A 17892-nucleotide genomic window follows, 5' to 3' on the forward strand; every position below is an offset into this window, starting at 1 on the left:
GACCCATGATCCACATGTCGGCGCCGATACCCGGCGAACGGACCGCGTCCGACAGCGGGGAGTAGGCGAACCAGCCGAAGTCGGCCGCACCCTGCGGGGTGAGGAAACCGCCCACCGCGATCGTCGAGCCGAACAGGTACAGCCAGTAGGCGAACATGTTCAGCCGCGGGAACGCCACGTCGGGCGCGCCGATCTGCAGCGGCATGATCCAGTTCGTGAAGCCGGCGAACAGCGGCGTCGCGAACATCAGCAACATGATCGTGCCGTGCATCGTGAACGCCTGGTTGAACTGCTCGTTGGACATGATCTGTAGTCCGGGTCTGGCGAGTTCGGCGCGCATGAGGAGCGCCATGACGCCGCCGATCAGGAAGAACCCGAACGCCGTGACGAGGTACAGCGTGCCGATCGTCTTGTGATCCGTGGTCGTCAGCCACTTGATGCTCTTGAGGTCTCTCACGCCCCGCCTGTGTCCGCGCCCCGCCCGCCCGTCACACTCGACGGGCGCGAGGAGAATCACGAAATCGGGTGTGACGATCGCCCGGGTGCCGGACACGAACGGAACATGAGCAACGACGAGATCTTCGCCGCTGCCTATCGCGAGCACTACTGGGCGGTCAGCCGCTACGTTGCCCGGCGACTGGACGGGCGGAGCGGTGAGGTGGAGGAAGTGGTGGCGGAGGTCTTCACCGTCGCCTGGCGCCGCCGTGCGGATCTGCCGCCGCTCCCGTTGCCCTGGCTGTACGGCGTTGCCCGCAACTGCCTGGCCAACGCGGTACGGGGGTACGGGCGCCGCCGTCGGCTTGTCCATCGGCTGGGCAACGACGAGAGCGCGCACGGGCGGCAGGTCGCGGTGGGGCCCGATGCGGAGGCACCCGGTGGGTGGGTGCACGAGGCGCTCGCGCGGTTGTCGGCCGCCGACCAGGAGGTGCTGCGGTTGACGGCGTGGGAGGAGCTGGGCGTGGAGGAGGTTGCCGTCGTCCTTGGGTGCGGTGTGCGGGCTGCGGCCATGCGATTGCATCGGGCACGGCGGAGGTTGAGAGCGGAGATCGATCGGCTCTCGGTGCTGGGAGGGGCGGGGCGTTGACTGAGTACTCTGCGGCGCCGTCGTGGCTGGTCGCGCAGTTCCCCGCGCCCCTTTGGGGCGCTACAGGTGGACCGGAGGATCGACGCCATGGTCGATGAACTTGAACTACTGCGTGGCGCCAACCCGTTCACGGCCGATGGACCCCTCTACGGCGACGGGCCGCTGGACCACCACGCCTCTCGTCGGCTCAACCGGCTGCTGTACGAACGGCGTCGCCGGCTGCTCTGGAGTCTCGTGGCCGGAGTCACCGTAGCGGCCACCGTGTTCACGCTGTTGCTGGGTGGGCCGAGCGGGACTCCCGCCGTGGCGGCGCCCCGCCCCCTGGTCGTGCAGGCGAACTCCACGCCCGTGTCACTGAAACAGCTCGCCGCTCTCGCCGCGGCGGTCGCGGTCGACGGAACTCCCGTGCTGCGCAAGGGAACCCACGTGCAGACGTGGAGTCTCGGCATGTCCGACGACAAGCCGCCGGTCACCATCCCCGAGGAACGCATCGTGCGCTGGAACGCGGACGACAGTCACACGGAGCGTGTCGTGGAGGACGGGCATGTCCTCAAGGAGACTACGTATCCGCCGAGTTGGAGCGATGTCCCGCCCGATGCCCGGCCCCCGCACGACGTGCCGGGACTGCGGGCGTACCTCCAGGAGACCGCGTACAGCAAGACACCGCTGACCACCCCCGAACTCCTCGGCGCCGTGGGGGAGTTGCTGGACCACTGGACGCTCGGGGCGCGGGAGTCGGCCGCGTTGGCGCGGCTGCTCGCGGGGGCGGACGGGCTGCGGCCGGCGGGGGAGGTGACCGACCGGCTCGGGCGGCGCGGGGAGGCCTATGTGTATCGGCAGTCGGGCAGCCGACTGATGCTGATCATGGATCCGGCCACCGGCGCCGTCCTCGGGATGGAGAGCACCTCCACGAAGGACCAGCCCGAGTACGGCGTCAAGGCCGGGGACGTCATGGACTACAGCGCGTGGACGCGCTGATCACACCCCGAGCTGCCGGGCCGCGGCCGTCACGGTCTGCTCCAGGAGCGTGGCGATGGTCATCGGACCGACGCCGCCCGGCACCGGCGTGATCAGCGAGGCGCGCTCGGCGGCGGAGTCGAAGTCGACGTCACCGACGTTGCCCGCGTTGTAGCCGGCGTCGAGCACGACCGCGCCGGGCTTGATGTCCTCGCCGCGGATCAGCCTGGGGCGCCCCACGGCGGCGACCACGATGTCCGCCTCGCGGACCGCCGCCGACAGGTCGCGGGTGCGGGAGTGGCAGTAGGTGACCGTCGCGTCGCGGGCCAGGAGCAGCATCCCTGCCGGCTTGCCGAGGATCGCGCTGCGGCCCACGACGACGGCCCGCTTGCCGGACGGGTCGACGTCGTACTCGTCGAGCAGCCGCATGATGCCGCCGGGCGTGCAGGACACGAAGCCCGGCAGGCCGAAGCTCATCGCCGCGAAGGACGCGAAGGTGACGCCGTCGACGTCCTTCTCCGGCGCGATCGCCTCGAACGCGGCCCGCTCGTCGATGTGTTCGCCCATCGGGTGCTGGAGCAGGATGCCGTGGACGGTGGGGTCGGTGGAGAGCGTGGTGAGGGTGGCGACCAGTTCGGCGGTGGTCGTGGTGGCGGGGAGTTCGACGTGCCGGGACTCGATGCCGGCCTTGCGGCTGCGGTTCTGCTTCATTCGGACGTAGGTGACGGAGGCCGGGTCCGCGCCGACCAGGACCGTCGCCAGACAGGGTGCCGTACCGGTGCGTTCCTTGAGGTCGGCGGCCTGCTTCGCGGTGTCCTCGACGATGCGCCGGGCGAGCGCCGTGCCGTCCATGAGCCGTGCCTGAGACATGATCCACTCCTGAGCTGGTTGACCGATCGCCCAGGCGCACGGCATTCACTCCGCGTGGGCCGCTCCACGGTGGTGCTCCACCTCAGCGCCAGTCACGACCCACGGACAGCCTAACCGAGGGAGTCGTACGGTCGTCAGGACCCGTTCTGCTCGGGCGGCCGCGTCGGGTCGACACCGGTCAGGAAGTCCCGGGCCTGCGCCGCGAGGCGTGGCGCCCCGATGGCCTCCGCCCAGCGGGCGACCTCCGTCGCCAGTGCCCTGGCCCCGGCCTCGTCGCCGGAGTCCCGGGCCAGCACGGCGAGCAGCAGTTGTTGGGAGAGCGTGCCGGGGACCGTGCCCGCTCCCGCGCCCAGCGTGGTCGCCCGGCTCCAGCGCTCCAGCGCCAGGTCGTGGTCTCCGGCGTCGTGGTCGTGGTCGCCGAGGTGGCGCAGGGCCTCGCGGGCCAGCAACGGGTCGTCGACCGACTCGGCGGCGCGCAGCGCGGACGCGTAGTGCGGGGGTGCCCCCGGCAGGTCGGCGAAGTGGTTGTCCGTGATGAGGCCGAGGTACATCTCCGCCCAGCCCCGGCGCCCCTCGTCCGGGGCGCCGTCCCGCAACGCCTCCGCCTCGCGGAGCAGTGACGTGAGGGCTTCCGGGTCCTTCCCGTCCGGGCCCAACCGGAGTCGGCCGTCGACGACGAGCAGCCGTCGGTAGGTGTTCCGCAGCCGCGCGAAGTCCACGTCCCAGTCGCCGCCCGGGAACTCCTTCCCGGCCGCCTCGATACGTGCCGTCGCGGTGTCGGTGCCCGCGAACCAGTCCTGTTCCAGGGCGACTTGCGCGGCGGCGCGGGCGATCCGCGCCCGGGGGTCGGATGCGTCAGTGGTGCATGCGTCCAGCAGGCGGGAGGCGCGCTCCCATCGTCCCGTCACGCTCAACTCGTGGGCCGCTGCGATGAGTTCCTCGACGGGGACGACCGCGTTCGCTGTGGATGTCATGACGGGGAAGGTAGTTATGCGAAAAACTATCCACAAGAAAACCACTGCGGGAGGCAGACGTGGAGGACTCGGTCGACCGGCACGTGGCGCTCTGGGCGAAGGAACTCCCCTGGATGGACCCGGTGAAGGAGCAGATCTTCTTCCGGCTGGCGATCCTGGCCCGGCATGCCGGTCAGGCGCGGCGGGACGTGCTCGACGCCGACGGGCTCAAGCAGTGGCAGTTCAAGGTGCTGCTCATGCTGCGCAGGCTCGGGCCGCCGTACGAGACGAGTCCGTCACGGCTGGCGGAACTGCTGGGGCTGACCCGTGGGGCGCTCTCCGCGCGGCTGGCGGCCGTCGAGGAGGCGGGGCTGATCACCCGCACCCATGAGACGGGGGACCGACGGCGGGTGCGGGTACGGCTCACCGACGCCGGATACGCGGTCCTCGAGGAGCACGTGGCGGCGGAGGAAGCGGGCGAGCTCGAGCTGCTCGCAGCGCTGAACCCAGCAGAGCGGCGGACGCTCGCAGAGCTGCTGCGGAAACTGGTGCTCGCCGTCGAGTCCTAGCGGGTCCTGCGGGTACCGTACTGGCCGAGAAGGTCCAGGTCAGCCTGGTGGTGACCCGGACCCTCGGCACCCATCTGGCTAGCCGTCCCATGCCTGGATCATGGTCTGCCGGGTGATCTTGCCGTCGTCCAGTACGAGCATCGACTCGGCCAGGACCCGGGTCCCGTCGGCGTACTGACAGGACTCGCTGTAGGCGACTCGGTCCCCCTGTACGACGCACTCCTCCAGTTTGTGCGTCATGTCACGGCTGTAGACGTCGGCGAGCATGGCGCCGATCTCTTCCCGGCCGTGCAGGACCTTGGGGTTGCTGGGCTGGGTCTGGTGGTCGACGACGTGGATCTCCGCGTCGTCGGCGTAGAGCGACAGAAGTGTCGCCGCTGTGTGATCTTCGATGCCCCGGCGCAGGGCTTCGGTGTCGAAGCCGGGGCGTGCCGCGGTGCCCATGGTTACCTCCTTGGAGGGCCGCGGCCCGAACAGGAGCGAGCCGCGCGGGCCTCTCCTACGAGACTCCTCCGCCGGGCCGGGGTCGGCAAACCGAGCGGCGCGCTCCGCCTCACGGGTGAGTGGTGACCGGTGCCCGTGACCGTGCGGCTACCGTCCGCGTTGCTGGAAGCATGATCTCAACACGACGTATTGCCGCCGCCGTTGGTCTCGCCGTCGGGGTCACCGGCCTCGTCGCGCCGATGGCGAACGCCGCCGACGCGCCCGCCTTCAAGGACGGCAAGGTCAGCCCGGTCGCCCTGCTCGACTCGCTCGCGGTGAGCGAGATCCCCGCCGAGCACCAGGCGCAGATCCCGAAGGTCGCCGACCAGATGAAGGCGCTGAACCACCTCAACGACCTCCAGCAGTTGCACCAGGTCACCGACATGGCCGCGCCGGTCACGGGACTTCTTCCCGCTGTCGGCTAGCGAGACCGCGCAGACATCGAGGGCCGTCCGGAAACGGGCGGCCCTCAGTCGTGCGGCGGCATCAGCCCGCCGTCGCCAGGAACTGCGTCGCGGCCAGCTCCGCGTAGAGCGGGTCGGCGCTCACCAGCTCCCGGTGTGTGCCCACCGCGCGGACCCGGCCCGCGTCCATGACGACGATCCGGTCGGCCATCGTCACCGTGGACAGCCGGTGCGCGACGACCAGGACCGTCGTCGTACGGGCCACATCGGCGACGGTGTCGCGCAGGGCAGCCTCGTTGACCGCGTCGAGCTGCGAGGTCGCCTCGTCGAGGAGCAGCAGGCGGGGGTGGCGCAGCAGGGCGCGGGCGATCGCGACGCGCTGGCGTTCGCCGCCGGAGAGGCGGGTGCCGCGGTGGCCGACCAGGGTGTCCACGCCCTTCGGGAGCCGGGCGACCAGGCCGTCGAGGCGGGTCGTCTTCAGCACGCGGGTGACGTCGTCCGCGCTCGCGTCCGGGTTGCCGAGCAGCAGGTTGTCGCGCAGGGAGCCCGACAGGACCGGGGCGTCCTGCTCCACGTAGCCGATGGCGGAGCGGAGTCCGGACAGCTCCCAGTCCGCGAGGTTCCGGCCGTCGAGGGTGATGGCGCCGGACTCGGGGTCGTAGAAGCGCTCGATGAGGGAGAACACGGTGGTCTTGCCGGCGCCGGACGGGCCGACGAACGCCGTCATGCCCTGGGCCGGCACGGAGAAGGTCACGCCGTGGTGGACGTAGGGCAGGTCGTCGGCGTAGCGGAAGCGGACGTCGTCGAAGGCGAGGGCGGCCGGTTCGGCCCCGGGGGAGGGCAACTGGGCGGGCAGGGACGGGGGTTCGGCGGGGAGCTGGAGCGCTTCCTGGATGCGGGCGAGGGCCGCGGCGCCCGTCTGGTACTGCGTGATCGCGCCGACGACCTGCTGGATCGGCATCATGAGGTAGAAGACGTAGAGGAGGAAGGCGACCAGCGTGCCGACATTTATCGCGCCCGTCGCCACGCGCGCCCCGCCCACCGCGAGGACGGTGATGAACGCGATCTGCATCGACAGACCGGCCGTATTGCCCGCCGCCGCAGCCCACTTGGCGGCGCGGATGCTCTGCCGCCACGACTCCTCGGCCGCCGCGTGCAGGGTGCGCTCCTCGCGGTCCTCGGCGCCGGACGCTTTCACCGTGCGCAGCGCGCCGAGGATCCGCTCCAGCGAGGCCCCCATCACGCCGATCGCGTCCTGCGCCTGCCGGCTGGCCCGGTTGATGCGCGGCACGATCACGCTGAGCACGGTGCCCGCGCCCACGATCACGCCGAGGGTGACGGCCAGCAGCACGGGGTCGACAAGGCCCATCATCACGATCGTCGCGACGAGGATGAGCCCCTCGGTGCCGAGGCCGACCAGTGAGTCGGTGGTGACCTCGCGCAGCAGGGTGGTGTCGGAGGTGATGCGGGCCATCAGGTCGCCGGGCTCGCTGCGGTCCACCGCGCTGATCCGCAGCCGCAGCAGATACGACGACAGGGCGCGCCGCGCGCCGAGCACCACCGACTCGGCGGTGCGCCGCAGCACGTACGAACCCAGCGCGCCCACCGCCGCGTTGGCGACCACCAGCGCCGACATCGCGAGCAGCGCCCCGGTGATCGTCCGGTCGTGCGAGAGGTCGTCGATGAGTCCCCGCGCCACCAGCGGAAGCAGCAGCCCGGTGCCCCCGGTGACCAGCGAGAGCAGCGCGCCCGCCAACAGGGCCCAGCGGTGCGGCCGTACGTAGTCGAGGAGCAGCCGCCAGGCCGGCGGGTCGCTCCGAGTCCCTGCGATGCTCACGGCGCTCCCCGGGATGCGGTCGGAGCATTCAGGCTACGTCGGCCGCCGCCGACGGTGTCGAGCCTCCGTCGTGCCCTTACCGATCAGTCACGCGTAGGGTCTCAGGCAGGGACAACGATCGACGAAAGGGTTCAGGACCATGGCGCAGGAAGTGTGCGGCGTGATCGCGCCGGGAAAGAACGAACCGGTCCGGGTCGAGACGATCGTCGTACCCGACCCCGGACCCGGTGAGGCCGTGGTGAAGATCCAGGCCTGCGGGGTCTGTCACACCGACCTGCACTACAAGCAGGGCGGCATCAGCGACGACTTCCCCTTCCTGCTCGGCCATGAGGCGGCGGGGATCGTGGAGTCGGTCGGCGAGGGCGTCACCGACGTCGCCCCGGGCGACTTCGTGATCCTCAACTGGCGTGCGGTGTGCGGTAATTGCCGGGCCTGTCTGCGCGGCCGGCCGCAGTACTGCTTCAACACCCACAACGCCAAGCAGAAGATGACCCTCGCCTCGACCGGCCAGGAACTCTCCCCGGCCCTCGGTATCGGAGCCTTCGCCGACAAGACGCTCGTGGCGGCGGGCCAGTGCACCAAGGTCGACCCGACCGTCTCCCCGGCCGTCGCCGGTCTCCTCGGCTGCGGGGTCATGGCCGGAATCGGCGCGGCGATCAACACCGGGAACGTCGGGCGCGGCGACACCGTCGCCGTCATCGGCTGCGGCGGGGTCGGCGACGCGGCGATCGCCGGGGCACGGCTCGCGGGCGCGGCGCGGATCATCGCCGTCGACATCGACGACCGCAAGCTGGAGAAGGCCCTCACGATGGGCGCCACCCACACCGTCAACTCCAAGACGTCCGACGCCGTCGAGGCGATCCGCGAACTGACCGGCGGCTTCGGCGCCGACGTCGTCATCGAGGCGGTCGGCCGCCCCGAGACGTACAAGCAGGCCTTCTACGGCCGTGATCTCGCCGGCACGGTCGTCCTCGTCGGCGTCCCGACGCCCGAGATGAAGCTCGAACTCCCGCTCCTCGATGTCTTCGGGCGCGGCGGTTCCCTCAAGTCGTCCTGGTACGGCGACTGTCTGCCCTCCCGCGACTTCCCGATGCTGATCGACCTGCACCAGCAAGGCCGCCTGGATCTCGGCGCGTTCGTCACCGAGACAGTCCAACTCGACGAGGTGGAGAAGGCGTTCGAGCGGATGCACGGCGGCGACGTGCTGCGTTCGGTGGTGGTGCTCTGATGGCCGCGCGCATCGAACACCTCGTCACCTCAGGGCAGTTCACGCTCGACGGCGGCACCTGGGACGTCGACAACAACGTGTGGATCGTCGGCGACGACCACGAGGTCGTCGTCATCGACGCCGCCCATGACGCCGACGCCATCCTCGAGGCGATCGGCGACCGCAGACTGACCGCCATCATCTGCACCCACGCCCACAACGACCACATCGACGCCGCCCCCGCCCTCGCGGACCGCACCGGCGCCACGATCTGGCTGCACCCCGACGACCTGCCCCTGTGGAAGCAGACCCACCCCGACCGCGACCCCGACGCCCATCTCGCCGACGGCCAGGTCATCGAGGCGGCGGGCGCCGACCTGAAGGTCCTGCACACACCCGGTCACGCGCCCGGCGCGGTCTGCCTCTACGACCCCGGGCTTGCCACGGTCTTCACCGGCGACACCCTCTTCCACGGCGGCCCGGGCGCCACGGGACGGTCGTACTCCCACTTCCCGACCATCATCGACTCCATCCGCGACCGCCTCCTGACCCTCCCGCCCGAGACGAAGGTGCTCACGGGACACGGCGACTCGACGACCGTAGGGGCCGAGGCCACTCACCTGGAGGAGTGGATCGCGCGGGGCCACTGACGCCCCGGACACAATCCCGACAGAAGATGTCCGGCTTCCCGTGCACGATCGACAGGAGACACGTCGAACGAGCACGGGAGGTCGGACATGCCGGGCCCACTGGAAGGCAAGGTCGCGCTGGTCGCGGGGGCGACCCGCGGAGCGGGACGCGGGATCGCCGTGGAGCTCGGCGCGGCCGGAGCCACCGTCTACGTCACCGGCCGCACCACCCGCGCCCGGCGCTCCGAGTACGACCGGCCCGAGACGATCGAGGACACCGCCGACCTCGTCACCGCGGCCGGCGGCCGGGGCGTCGCCGTACCCACCGACCACCTCGAACCCTCGGCCGTACGGACCCTCGTCGACCGCATCGACGACGAACAGGGCCGCCTCGACATCCTCGTCAACGACATCTGGGGCGGCGAACACCTCTTCGCCTGGGACACCCCGGTCTGGGAACACGACCTCGACAAGGGGCTCCGGCTCCTCAGGCTCGCGGTCGAGACCCACGCGATCACCAGCCACCACACCCTGCCCCTGCTGCTGCGCCGCCCCGGCGGCCTGGTCGTCGAAGTCACCGACGGCACCGCCGAGTACAACCGCGACACCTACCGCGTCTCCTTCTTCTACGACCTCGCCAAGTCCTCCGTCCTGCGCATGGCCTTCGCCCTCGGCCACGAACTCGGCCCACGCGGCGCCACCGCCGTGGCGCTCACTCCCGGCTGGCTGCGCTCGGAGATCATGCTCGACCAGTTCGGCGTCCGCGAGGAGAACTGGCGCGACGCCCTCGACCGCGTCCCGCACTTCGCCATCTCGGAGACCCCGCGCTACGTCGGCCGCGCCGTCACCGCCCTCGCGACCGATCCCCAAGTCGCCCGCTGGAACGGGCAGTCGCTGTCCAGTGGCGGGCTCGCCCCGGTGTACGGCTTCACGGACCTGGACGGGAGCCGGCCGGACGCGTGGCGGTATCTGGTGGAGGTGCAGGACGTGGGGAAGGCGGCGGATGTGACGGGGTATCGGTGAGGCCTCACACCTGTGTCACCGACCAGCGGGCCGAGTGGCCCGGTGGCAGCGCCAGATCGTCGCGTACGGCCGCGTTGTAGCCCTCGCGACCGGCCCGCTGTCGGGCCAGCAGGCCCTGCCAGGCGACCGGATCGCGCGTCTCTTCACGCAGGAACTGTTCCATGTCCATCACCGCGACTACCCAGACCCGAGCCCGCTCCACCACCAGCGGACTCCCCAGCAGGATCAGCGCCTCTCCGGACGGGTCCCTGGCCACGGCGGCCTCCGCCATCAGCGGTGTCGCGTCCTCGGGAGCCAGCGGATGCGGGTGCGGGTCGTTGCCGAAGTGGGAGGCGACACGGTAGTTGAGGGTCACGGACCGCTTCAGGTCCCGGGCGTAGTCGGTGTACACGGCGAGTCGCCGCTCCTCCCAACGCGCCGCCTGCTCGTTCCGGAACCGGACCCGGTCGCCCCGCACTACCGCCAGATACGAGCCGAGCGCGCCGATCACCACACCCATCAGCGCGGGCAGTTGCTGTATGAACGCGTTCATGTCCGCACGCTATCTGCCGAGTTGATCGTTCCGGCAGTAGGTTCGCGTGCATGACTGACACAACGCGCTTCGAGGGGTACGGAGTTCTCGTCACCGGTGCGGCCCGGGGCATCGGCGCGGCCATCTCCCGGCGGCTCGCCGAGGAGGGCGCGCGGATTCTGGTGACCGACACCGATCTGCCCGAGGCGGAGAAAACGGCGGCGGACCTGCGTGAACTCGGGCTGGCGGCAGAGGCGTTGGGCTGCGACGTGGGGGAGCAGCGGGCGGTCGAGCGAGCCGTCGCGCACGCCGTCGACACCTTCGGGTCGCTCGACGTCCTGGTCAACTGCGCTGCACACTGCACCCCCGACGTCCCACTCTTCGAGGACGAACCGGACGACGAGTGGTCGCGTGACCTCGACATCACGCTGACGGGGACGTTCCGCTGCTGCCGCGCCGCACTCCCGCACCTGGTCGCCTCCGGACGCGGGGCGATCGTCAGCATCGGTTCCGTCAACGGGGCCCAGGACTTCGGCAACCACGCCTACAGCGCGGCCAAGGCCGGGCTCATCTCGCTCACCCGCACCCTCGCCGGACACGCCGCCCGGCGGGGGGTGCGGGTCAACCTGGTGGTGCCCGGCACGGTCCGCACCTCCGCGTGGGAGGGTCGGGACGACGAACTGGACGCGCTGAGCGGCCTGTATCCGCTCGGCCGGGTCGGCGAGCCCGAGGACATCGCCGCGGCCGTCGCGTTCCTCGCCTCGCGCGACGCCTCGTGGATCACCGGCACCACGCTCACGGTCGACGGAGGGGTCACCGCGGTGGCCACCGGGTTCCGCAGGGCTCTTTCAGAGTCGGCGGGTGAGGGGCAGTGAAGCCAGCACCGCCAACACCCGTTCCGTATCCGCCTCGGACGTCCGCCAGTTGCTGAACGCGGCCCGCAGCGCGGGCGTCCCGTCGTACACCGTCGGTGTCAGGAACGCCTCGCCGGTCGCGGCGACGGCCTCCGCCAGCGCGGCCACCCGTTCCTGCGTCGGGTTCTCGGCGAGGGTGAAGCAGACGACGTTCAGCCGGACCGGTGCCGAAAGCCGCAGGCCCGGGAGCGCGGCGATGCCCTCGCCGAGGCGGTGGGCGAGGGCGACGTTGCGCTCGACGATCTCGCGGTGCCCGGTGCGGCCGTAGGCCAGGAGGGAGAACCAGGCCGGGAGGGCGCGCAGCCGGCGGGAGTTCTCCGGGGTGAGGTGGAGGAAGTCCGGGTCGCCGGTCGGCAGGCCGAGGTAGGGGGAGGAGTTGTGGAACACCCTGGTCTGCAGGTCGCGGCGGCGGGTGAACTGGACGGCCGCGTCGTAGGGCACGTTGAGCCACTTGTGGAGGTCTACGCAGACCGAGTCCGCCGCGTCGAGTCCGTCGACGAGATGGGCGTGGGCGGGGGAGAGCGCGGCGAAACCGCCGAACGCGGCGTCCACGTGCAGCCAGAAGTCGTGCCGTTCCTTGAGGGCCGCGATGGCGCGCAGGTCGTCGAAGTCGACGGTGTTCACCGTGCCGGAGTTCGCCACCACGATCGCCGGGCGGCCTCCCAACTCGGCGAGGGCGGCGTCGAGTCGGGTCACGTCGACGGCCTCACGGTTTCCGGCGAGCACGGGCACCTGCCGGAGCCGGTCCCGGCCGATGCCCAGCACGGACAGCGCCTTGGTGATGCTGGAGTGCGGACTGCCGGAGAGCACGTCCACCGGGCCGAGCGCGGAGACGCCGTCCCGGGACACGTCCACGCCCAGCCGCTCGCCGAGCCACTCCCGGGCGACGGCGAGTCCCACCGTGTTGGACACGGTCGCGCCCGACACGAAGGCCCCGGAGTGCGCCTCGCCCAGCCCGAACAGCTCGCGCAGCCACCCGACCGTCTCCCGCTCCAGCGCCGCCGCCCAGGAACCGGCCGCGCCCGAGACGTTCTGGTCGTACGCGCTGGTCAGCCAGTCGCCGGTGACCGAAGCGGGCGTCGCACCGCCCGTCACGAACCCGAGGTAGCGCGGACCCGCCGACCCGGAGAAACCGGGCGCCCACCGCTCGGCGAACCGCGCGAGCGCACCCTCGGCGCCGGTCCCGTCGGCCGGCAGCGGGTCCTGCTCGGGCGCCTTCCCGGGGTGCACGACCGGCCGCTCGGCCACACCGGCCAGCTCACGGGCGGCGAAGTCACGGGCGGACTGGAGGAGTTCAGGGAGCCGGGCGAGATCGGCGGCGAGAGTGCGGTGCATGGGCTGGAGCGTAGGCGGAGGCGGCGGGCCGGGTATCGGTCCACTCCGAGGAAAGTGGACCGATACCAGTCCCGGAAGTGGACTGATAGCCGTACTACTCCCGTCCGGGCAGCCTCTCCCGCAAGGTCGCCAGAAACGCCCGCGCCGCCGGCCCCGCAGGGCCGTCCGTACGCCAGACCACCGCGACCCGCCCCCGCGCCCGGGCATCGTCGATACGGAGCAACCGGAGCGCTGCGGCGGCGCCCTGCGGGCGTGGGACCACGGCCACCCCGAGCCCCCGTTCCGCGAGCCGCATCAGCGCGTCCGGCGCCGCCGCCTCACACGTCACACGGGGCCGGAAACCCGCCTCCGCGCACAGCCGGTCCAGCACCCCGCGCACCCCCGTCCCCCGGGGCAGGCTGATCAGCCGGTGCCCGCGCAGCGCGGTCAGCGGGACGGACGTACGGCCGAGGTGTTCGTCGAGCAGCGGTTGACCCGGGGCCGCCGCCACGACCAGGGGTTCGTCGATCACGATCCGGTGCGTGAGACCGGGTGCCGGCTCGGGGTCCGGCAGGCCCGACACGGCGATGTCCAGCTCCCCGTGGCGCAGCGCGGTGAGCATCCGGTCCGAGGTGTCCTCGGTGAGGGTGATCTCCACCTGGGGATGTGCGTCGTGGAAGTCGGCGAGCAGCGCGGGCACGTCCATGCGATGACCGAGGGCTCCGGGCACCAGCCCGATCGCGACCCGCCCGCGCAGCAGCCCGCCGAACTCCGCCGCCGTCTGCCGCACCCCCTCGACAGCCGCGAGAGCGGCCCGCGCGTACGGCAGTACGGCCGCGCCGACCTCCGTCGGCCGCACCGTCCGGCCCGACCGGTCCAGCAGAGGCTGGCCCACCTCCCTTTCCAGCTGCCGGATCTGCGCGCTCACCCCGGGCTGCGCGAGATGCAGCCGCTCGGCGGCCCGGGTGAAGTTGGCCTCCTCGACGACCGTCACGAAGTACCGCAGCTGCCTCAACTCCATAACCGGCAATGCTAGTTGTGAGACGGACCCGCTCTTGGACTTATGGATCGGGCGCCGGGAGCCTTGACACATGGGGACCACGACGCACGACATCACCACGGCCATCGCGGCCGAACGCCGGGAGCTGGCCGACCTGTTGGACACCCTGACGCCCGCGCAGTGGGAGGCGCCGAGTCTGTGCGCGGGATGGCGGGTGCGGGAGGTCGTGGCGCATCTGTCGATGGGGTTCCGGTATCCGACCGGCAGGGTGCTGTGGGAGCTGGCCAAGGCGGGCGGCAGTCTGCACCGTACGACCGACCGGCTGGCCCGCCGGGACGCGGCCGGCCACAGCGACCGGGAACTCGCCGGTTTCCTCCGCGAGCACGCCCATCACCCCTGGAAACCGCCCGTCGGCGGCATCGCGGCGGCCCTCGGCCACGACGTCGTCCACGGCCTGGACATCACGGTCGCGCTCGGCCTGGACCGCAGTGTCCCCGAGGACCGCCTGCGGATCGTCCTGAACGCCGTCGACCCCAGGGCGTTCCGCCTCTTCGGCACCAACCTCGACGGCGTACGACTCTGCGCCGACGACCTCGACTGGTCCTTCGGCACCGGCGCCCCCCTGCGCGGCCGGGCACAGGACCTGCTCCTGGTCGCATACGGCCGTCGCCTGCCGCCGGGGCACCTGGATGGCGAGGAATGTCACCGTTTCGTCGCAGCGTGACCCGCTCTACAACCCCTACCCTTGCGCACCTGTCTAGTTGGCAGAGATCGCAGTACCGGGGCAAGGGAAAGGGCAGGTCATGGGGGACATACGCAGACGAGGCGCCGTAGTGCTCGGGCTCACCGGGCTGGTGGCGCCGCTCACGCTCGCGCTGGGCAGCATGCCGGCGCAGGCGGCGGCGAGTTGTACGACGCAGGCGGGGCCGTACCAGAAGCAGGTGGAGAAGTTCCTCGGCCGGCCGGTCGACGGCAAGCAGTCCGCCGCCGACTGCAAGGCCATCCGGGCCTTCCAGACCAAGCACGGCATCACGCCGAACATCGGCTACGCGGGTTCCGTCACCTGGGGTGTGATGGACCTGATGAACAAGCAGAAGGCCGTGGGCAACAAGCCCAACGCGGCCGGCAAGTGCCCGACCAACAAGGGCCGTATCGCCTGCGTCAACCTCACGCTCCAGATCAGCTGGATCCAGGACGGCAGCCGCCTCGTCTACGGCCCGGTCCCGGTGCGCACCGGCCGCAACGGCTACGAGACCCGCACGGGGCTGAAGAAGATCTACTGGCGGGACATCGACCACGTCTCGAACATCTACAACGTGCCCATGCCGTACAGCCAGTTCTTCGACGGCGGCCAGGCCTTCCACTCGGTCAACCTCAGCATGTGGAACCCGCCGGGCTCGCACGGCTGCGTCAACATGACCCCGGCCACCGCGAAGAAGTACTGGTCGCTCCTGAAGAACGGCGACGACGTCTTCGTCTACGGCCGCAAGCCGGGCACCTGACAGTCGGTCACCCGGCTTGCGTATCAGGCCCGTTACTCGGGCGCGTCCCCGAAGTCCGGGATCTCCAGCCTCGCCCCGCCCTGCCGTGCCGAGTCGTGCGCGACGATGCCCGGCAGGGTGTAGCGGGCCGCGACCCACGCGTTCACGGACGGCAGGGTGCGGGAGTTGACCGCAGTCACGAAGTCGTCCGCCAGGAAGTGGTGACTGCCCTCGTGGCCGTTGTGCAGGTTGTCGAACTCCCGCGGCAGCCGCGACCGGTCGTGCACCGGCGCCGAGCCCGAGGTGAAGGCGGCCCGGAGGTCCGGCGCGATGTGCTGGAGTGACGGATCGTCAGGAGACATGGTGGGCTTGGGTTCCAGCAGCTCGCTGATGTCCTTCACCCCCTTCTTGTCCTGCCAGAACGCCACCGTCGCGAGCTGCTCCATGCTCGCGTCCGTGCCGAAGAACCGGAAACGCGACTCCCGGATCTGCGAGGGATAACCCACGCGCCGGAACTCGTTCGTACGGAACGAACCGCCGCCCGCCACCTCGAACAGCGCGGTCGCGTTGGAGAAGTCGTTGCCGAACTGGCTGACCTCCCGGTCGAAGACCCCGTCCCCGCGCTCGTCGACCACCCCGATCGCGGACACGCTCACCGCGTGCGTCTGCCAGGCGCCGAGCACCCCGCCGACCGAGTGCGTCGGGTACAGCAGGGGCGGATAGCTGGCGGTGGCCTTCCAGTTGTCGCCGCCGCTGTACTGGTACGCCTCGTAGAACCCCAGATCCATGTCGTGGACGTAGTCGCCCTCGGCGTAGAAGATCCGCCCGAAGGCGCCCTCCGCGATCTGGTTGCGGGCGTGCACGGTCGCCGGGTTGTACTGGCTCGTCTCGCCCATCATGTACGTCAGTCCGGTCGCCTTGACCGCGTCGATGATCGCCGCGATCTCCTCCGTGCTGATCGCCATGGGGACCGCGGAGTACACGTGCTTGCCCGCGCCGAGCCCCTGGAGGACCAGGGGGCCGTGCGTCCAGCGCTGGGTGAAGATCGCGACGGCGTCGACGGCATTCGACTCCAGCATGGCCTCGTAGGAGGGGAAGGTGCCCGCCAGCCCTTGTTCGGCGGCCAGTTGCTCCGCCCGCTCCGGCAGGAGGTCGGTCACATAGACCTCGCTCACGCCCGGGTGGGCCTGGAACAGTCTGGCGAACTGGCCCGAGAACTGGCCTGCTCCGACGATGCCGAGGGAGAACGTCATAGGTGCGTGTCCTTCTCTGACGAGGATGTCGCTGGCGCGCCGGTCGTCGACCGACGCGTCACTGACCGAGGATGAAGTTGATCTGCTTGTTCGTCTTGCCCAGGCCGCTGACGGGTGCGTCGTTGGCGTAGACGTCCTGCATGGCGGGGTGCATCAACGCGTACACGTCCGCCGCGTAGTTGGTGATCGGATAGGAGAAGGTCGTGAAGTCCTTCTTGTCGGCGACCGGCCTGGTGAAGGCCGTGACATCGATGCCCTTCTTCTTGTAGGCGGCGACGGCGGTGTCCGTGCCGTCGGGGGTCGCAGGGAACACGATTCCGTAACTGCCGACCGTTTTCTGGCATTCGTCGGAGGAGAGGTACTTGACCCACTTCTCCGCGCCAGGTTTGTTGTGCGCCTTCTTGGTGATCGAGTCGGCGAGACCGTTCATCATGGTCGCCCGCTCACCGCTCGGACCGGCCGGCGTGAACGCCGTACCGACCTTGACGCCCTTCGCCGCGTAGTACGTCGAGATCATCCACGCCCCGTCGAAGGAGGTCGCCGCCTTGCCCGAGGCGATCTGCGCGTTGGCCGGGTTGGCGCCGTCGCTGAAGTCCGTGTACGGCGCGAGATAGCCCTTCTTGGCCAGCCCGAAGTACCACTTGATCACGGACTGGAAGGTCTTGCTGTCGTACTGGTACTCGGTGCCCCAGCGCTTCTTGTCGGTGTAGTTCCAGCCCGCCGAGCCGGTGAAGGGACTCCATGTCGTCTGGCCGTCGGCGTCGCCCGCACCGCCGCTGGCGAGGCCGTACGTCTTGACGTGCTTCCTGTCGAAGCCCGGCTCGTCACCGCGCTTGCCGTTCTTGTCGACGGTGAGGTGGGCGATGGCCTTCTCGAAGGTGCCGCCGTCCGTCGGGTTCCAGGAAAGGCTGTTGAGCTGGTCCGCGCTCAGGCCCGCCGACTCGGCCATCTTCTGGTTGTAGAAGAGGGCGACCGTGTCCCAGTCCTTCGGGGCGCCGTAGCGATGGCCGTCCTGGCCCACCCAGTTGGCGGCGAGCCCGGGTTGGTAGGCGGCGTCAGTGATGCCGAGGTCGTCCAGCGGCTCCAGCACCTTCAGGTCGGCGAACTGGCCGAACTTCTGGATGTGGTCGGTGAACACGTCCGGCTGGGTGCCCGCGATGAAGCTCGCGGTGAGCTTGGTCCAGTAGTCGCCCCAGCCCAACTGCGTGATCTTCACCTTGAGTCCGGGGTTCTGCTGCTCGAAGCCCTTCGCGCAGGCCTGGTAGGCGGGGAGCTGGTTGGAGTCCCACAGCCAGTACGTCACAGTGTTCGAGGCCGACCCCACGGAGTCGCCCTTCGCGCAGCCCGCCGTCAGGGACAGCGCGAGCGCCCCGGTCAATGCCATGACCGTACGAAATCGCATG

Annotated in this window: 20 protein-coding genes and 1 riboswitch; of the genes, 10 read left to right on the forward strand and 10 right to left on the reverse strand. The window is 70.5% G+C overall.

The window, feature by feature from the left end; translation table 11 throughout:
• The coding region (locus tag SSP08S_RS55190) for a cbb3-type cytochrome c oxidase subunit I (RefSeq protein ID WP_174479381.1) at window positions 1-457 on the reverse strand (457 nt) is incomplete at its 3' end.
• A 105-nt stretch (window positions 458-562) separates the two neighbouring features.
• On the opposite strand from SSP08S_RS55190, the gene SSP08S_RS11950 reads away from it, so the two are divergent.
• Both SSP08S_RS11950 and SSP08S_RS11955 read left to right on the forward strand, forming a co-directional pair.
• Window positions 563-1084: an RNA polymerase sigma factor gene (locus SSP08S_RS11950; protein WP_019067828.1), complete on the forward strand. Its 522-nt coding sequence runs from the start codon at window positions 563-565 to the stop codon at window positions 1082-1084.
• A gap of 87 nt (window positions 1085-1171) precedes the next feature.
• Window positions 1172-2062: a CU044_5270 family protein gene (locus SSP08S_RS11955; RefSeq protein WP_019067829.1), complete on the forward strand. Its 891-nt coding sequence runs from the start codon at window positions 1172-1174 to the stop codon at window positions 2060-2062.
• Here SSP08S_RS11955 and SSP08S_RS11960 read toward each other — a convergent pair whose 3' ends face one another.
• Both SSP08S_RS11960 and SSP08S_RS11965 read right to left on the reverse strand, forming a co-directional pair.
• Window positions 2063-2911, reverse strand: a complete 849-nt coding sequence (locus SSP08S_RS11960) for a bifunctional 5,10-methylenetetrahydrofolate dehydrogenase/5,10-methenyltetrahydrofolate cyclohydrolase (RefSeq protein WP_019067830.1) — start codon at window positions 2909-2911, stop codon at window positions 2063-2065.
• Window positions 2912-2932: 21 nt separating this feature from the next.
• Window positions 2933-3017: riboswitch (ZMP/ZTP riboswitch) on the reverse strand.
• Window positions 3018-3045: 28 nt separating this feature from the next.
• Window positions 3046-3885: a hypothetical protein gene (locus SSP08S_RS11965; protein ID WP_019067831.1), complete on the reverse strand. Its 840-nt coding sequence runs from the start codon at window positions 3883-3885 to the stop codon at window positions 3046-3048.
• Between the two features lie 59 nt (window positions 3886-3944).
• On the opposite strand from SSP08S_RS11965, the gene SSP08S_RS11970 reads away from it, so the two are divergent.
• Window positions 3945-4433 (forward strand): MarR family winged helix-turn-helix transcriptional regulator, encoded by a 489-nt coding sequence (locus tag SSP08S_RS11970; protein WP_019067832.1) that lies wholly within the window; start codon window positions 3945-3947, stop codon window positions 4431-4433.
• A 78-nt stretch (window positions 4434-4511) separates the two neighbouring features.
• Here the strand turns inward: SSP08S_RS11970 and SSP08S_RS11975 are convergent, their stop codons facing one another.
• The gene (locus tag SSP08S_RS11975) at window positions 4512-4877 is read right to left on the reverse strand and encodes a nuclear transport factor 2 family protein (RefSeq protein ID WP_019067833.1); all 366 of its coding nucleotides are present in this window, start codon (window positions 4875-4877) and stop codon (window positions 4512-4514) included.
• Between the two features lie 170 nt (window positions 4878-5047).
• Between SSP08S_RS11975 and SSP08S_RS11980 the strand changes: the two genes are divergently transcribed.
• Window positions 5048-5341 (forward strand): hypothetical protein, encoded by a 294-nt coding sequence (locus SSP08S_RS11980; protein ID WP_019067834.1) that lies wholly within the window; start codon window positions 5048-5050, stop codon window positions 5339-5341.
• Between the two features lie 61 nt (window positions 5342-5402).
• On the opposite strand, the gene SSP08S_RS11985 is transcribed toward SSP08S_RS11980, so the two are convergent.
• Window positions 5403-7157, reverse strand: a complete 1755-nt coding sequence (locus SSP08S_RS11985) for an ABC transporter ATP-binding protein (RefSeq protein WP_019067835.1) — start codon at window positions 7155-7157, stop codon at window positions 5403-5405.
• A gap of 139 nt (window positions 7158-7296) precedes the next feature.
• Here SSP08S_RS11985 and SSP08S_RS11990 point away from each other — a divergent pair, with 139 nt between their 5' ends.
• The 3 genes from SSP08S_RS11990 to SSP08S_RS12000 all read left to right on the forward strand — a co-directional run bounded on the left by SSP08S_RS11990 (window position 7297) and on the right by SSP08S_RS12000 (window position 10016).
• The gene (locus tag SSP08S_RS11990) at window positions 7297-8385 is read left to right on the forward strand and encodes an S-(hydroxymethyl)mycothiol dehydrogenase (protein ID WP_026178410.1); all 1089 of its coding nucleotides are present in this window, start codon (window positions 7297-7299) and stop codon (window positions 8383-8385) included.
• Window positions 8385-9014 carry an MBL fold metallo-hydrolase gene (locus SSP08S_RS11995; protein ID WP_019067837.1) on the forward strand — a complete coding sequence of 210 codons (630 nt, stop codon included), beginning with the start codon at window positions 8385-8387 and terminating at the stop codon, window positions 9012-9014. The genes SSP08S_RS11990 and SSP08S_RS11995 overlap by 1 nt, the downstream gene beginning before the upstream one ends.
• A gap of 87 nt (window positions 9015-9101) precedes the next feature.
• Window positions 9102-10016: an SDR family oxidoreductase gene (locus SSP08S_RS12000; RefSeq protein WP_019067838.1), complete on the forward strand. Its 915-nt coding sequence runs from the start codon at window positions 9102-9104 to the stop codon at window positions 10014-10016.
• A 4-nt stretch (window positions 10017-10020) separates the two neighbouring features.
• Here SSP08S_RS12000 and SSP08S_RS12005 read toward each other — a convergent pair whose 3' ends face one another.
• Complete coding sequence (locus tag SSP08S_RS12005; RefSeq protein ID WP_019067839.1) at window positions 10021-10548, reverse strand: hypothetical protein; 528 nt, start codon at window positions 10546-10548, stop codon at window positions 10021-10023.
• A 50-nt stretch (window positions 10549-10598) separates the two neighbouring features.
• Between SSP08S_RS12005 and SSP08S_RS12010 the strand changes: the two genes are divergently transcribed.
• The gene (locus tag SSP08S_RS12010; protein WP_019067840.1) at window positions 10599-11402 is read left to right on the forward strand and encodes an SDR family NAD(P)-dependent oxidoreductase; all 804 of its coding nucleotides are present in this window, start codon (window positions 10599-10601) and stop codon (window positions 11400-11402) included.
• On the opposite strand, the gene SSP08S_RS12015 is transcribed toward SSP08S_RS12010, so the two are convergent.
• Together SSP08S_RS12015 and SSP08S_RS12020 are read right to left on the reverse strand one after the other, a co-directional pair.
• Complete coding sequence (locus tag SSP08S_RS12015) at window positions 11376-12776, reverse strand: pyridoxal phosphate-dependent decarboxylase family protein (protein ID WP_019067841.1); 1401 nt, start codon at window positions 12774-12776, stop codon at window positions 11376-11378. The genes SSP08S_RS12010 and SSP08S_RS12015 overlap by 27 nt on opposite strands.
• A 94-nt stretch (window positions 12777-12870) precedes the next feature.
• The gene (locus tag SSP08S_RS12020) at window positions 12871-13776 is read right to left on the reverse strand and encodes a LysR family transcriptional regulator (protein WP_019067842.1); all 906 of its coding nucleotides are present in this window, start codon (window positions 13774-13776) and stop codon (window positions 12871-12873) included.
• Between the two features lie 70 nt (window positions 13777-13846).
• Between SSP08S_RS12020 and SSP08S_RS12025 the strand changes: the two genes are divergently transcribed.
• Both SSP08S_RS12025 and SSP08S_RS12030 read left to right on the forward strand, forming a co-directional pair.
• Window positions 13847-14479 (forward strand): maleylpyruvate isomerase family mycothiol-dependent enzyme, encoded by a 633-nt coding sequence (locus SSP08S_RS12025; RefSeq protein WP_019067843.1) that lies wholly within the window; start codon window positions 13847-13849, stop codon window positions 14477-14479.
• Window positions 14480-14558: 79 nt separating this feature from the next.
• Window positions 14559-15257 (forward strand): L,D-transpeptidase family protein, encoded by a 699-nt coding sequence (locus tag SSP08S_RS12030; protein WP_026178411.1) that lies wholly within the window; start codon window positions 14559-14561, stop codon window positions 15255-15257.
• A gap of 32 nt (window positions 15258-15289) precedes the next feature.
• Here the strand turns inward: SSP08S_RS12030 and SSP08S_RS12035 are convergent, their stop codons facing one another.
• A complete protein-coding gene (locus tag SSP08S_RS12035; protein ID WP_019067845.1) occupies window positions 15290-16489 on the reverse strand; it encodes a Gfo/Idh/MocA family protein in 1200 nt (399 codons plus the stop codon).
• Between the two features lie 58 nt (window positions 16490-16547).
• Window positions 16548-17891, reverse strand: coding sequence for an ABC transporter substrate-binding protein (locus SSP08S_RS12040; RefSeq protein ID WP_026178412.1), 1344 nt, complete (start codon window positions 17889-17891; stop codon window positions 16548-16550).
• Between the last annotated feature and the right edge of the window lies 1 nt (window position 17892).

Source organism: Streptomyces hokutonensis, from assembly GCF_000376565.1.
Taxonomy (GTDB): Bacteria; Actinomycetota; Actinomycetes; order Streptomycetales; family Streptomycetaceae; genus Streptomyces; species Streptomyces hokutonensis.

Excerpts from the sequence above, each read along its gene's own strand:
- SSP08S_RS12000 (WP_019067838.1), top strand. The coding sequence starts at position 9,102 with ATGCCGGGCCCACTGGAAGGCAAGGTCGCGCTGGTCGCGGGGGCGACC.
- SSP08S_RS12015 (WP_019067841.1), bottom strand. The coding sequence starts at position 12,776 with ATGCACCGCACTCTCGCCGCCGATCTCGCCCGGCTCCCTGAACTCCTC.
- SSP08S_RS12025 (WP_019067843.1), top strand. The coding sequence starts at position 13,847 with ATGGGGACCACGACGCACGACATCACCACGGCCATCGCGGCCGAACGC.
- SSP08S_RS12010 (WP_019067840.1), top strand. The coding sequence starts at position 10,599 with ATGACTGACACAACGCGCTTCGAGGGGTACGGAGTTCTCGTCACCGGT.
- SSP08S_RS11995 (WP_019067837.1), top strand. The coding sequence starts at position 8,385 with ATGGCCGCGCGCATCGAACACCTCGTCACCTCAGGGCAGTTCACGCTC.
- SSP08S_RS12020 (WP_019067842.1), bottom strand. The coding sequence starts at position 13,776 with ATGGAGTTGAGGCAGCTGCGGTACTTCGTGACGGTCGTCGAGGAGGCC.
- SSP08S_RS11955 (WP_019067829.1), top strand. The coding sequence starts at position 1,172 with ATGGTCGATGAACTTGAACTACTGCGTGGCGCCAACCCGTTCACGGCC.
- SSP08S_RS11960 (WP_019067830.1), bottom strand. The coding sequence starts at position 2,911 with ATGTCTCAGGCACGGCTCATGGACGGCACGGCGCTCGCCCGGCGCATC.
- SSP08S_RS11965 (WP_019067831.1), bottom strand. The coding sequence starts at position 3,885 with ATGACATCCACAGCGAACGCGGTCGTCCCCGTCGAGGAACTCATCGCA.
- SSP08S_RS11975 (WP_019067833.1), bottom strand. The coding sequence starts at position 4,877 with ATGGGCACCGCGGCACGCCCCGGCTTCGACACCGAAGCCCTGCGCCGG.
- SSP08S_RS11990 (WP_026178410.1), top strand. The coding sequence starts at position 7,297 with ATGGCGCAGGAAGTGTGCGGCGTGATCGCGCCGGGAAAGAACGAACCG.
- SSP08S_RS12005 (WP_019067839.1), bottom strand. The coding sequence starts at position 10,548 with ATGAACGCGTTCATACAGCAACTGCCCGCGCTGATGGGTGTGGTGATC.
- SSP08S_RS11950 (WP_019067828.1), top strand. The coding sequence starts at position 563 with ATGAGCAACGACGAGATCTTCGCCGCTGCCTATCGCGAGCACTACTGG.
- SSP08S_RS11980 (WP_019067834.1), top strand. The coding sequence starts at position 5,048 with ATGATCTCAACACGACGTATTGCCGCCGCCGTTGGTCTCGCCGTCGGG.
- SSP08S_RS12035 (WP_019067845.1), bottom strand. The coding sequence starts at position 16,489 with ATGACGTTCTCCCTCGGCATCGTCGGAGCAGGCCAGTTCTCGGGCCAG.
- SSP08S_RS12040 (WP_026178412.1), bottom strand. The coding sequence starts at position 17,891 with ATGCGATTTCGTACGGTCATGGCATTGACCGGGGCGCTCGCGCTGTCC.
- SSP08S_RS12030 (WP_026178411.1), top strand. The coding sequence starts at position 14,559 with ATGGGGGACATACGCAGACGAGGCGCCGTAGTGCTCGGGCTCACCGGG.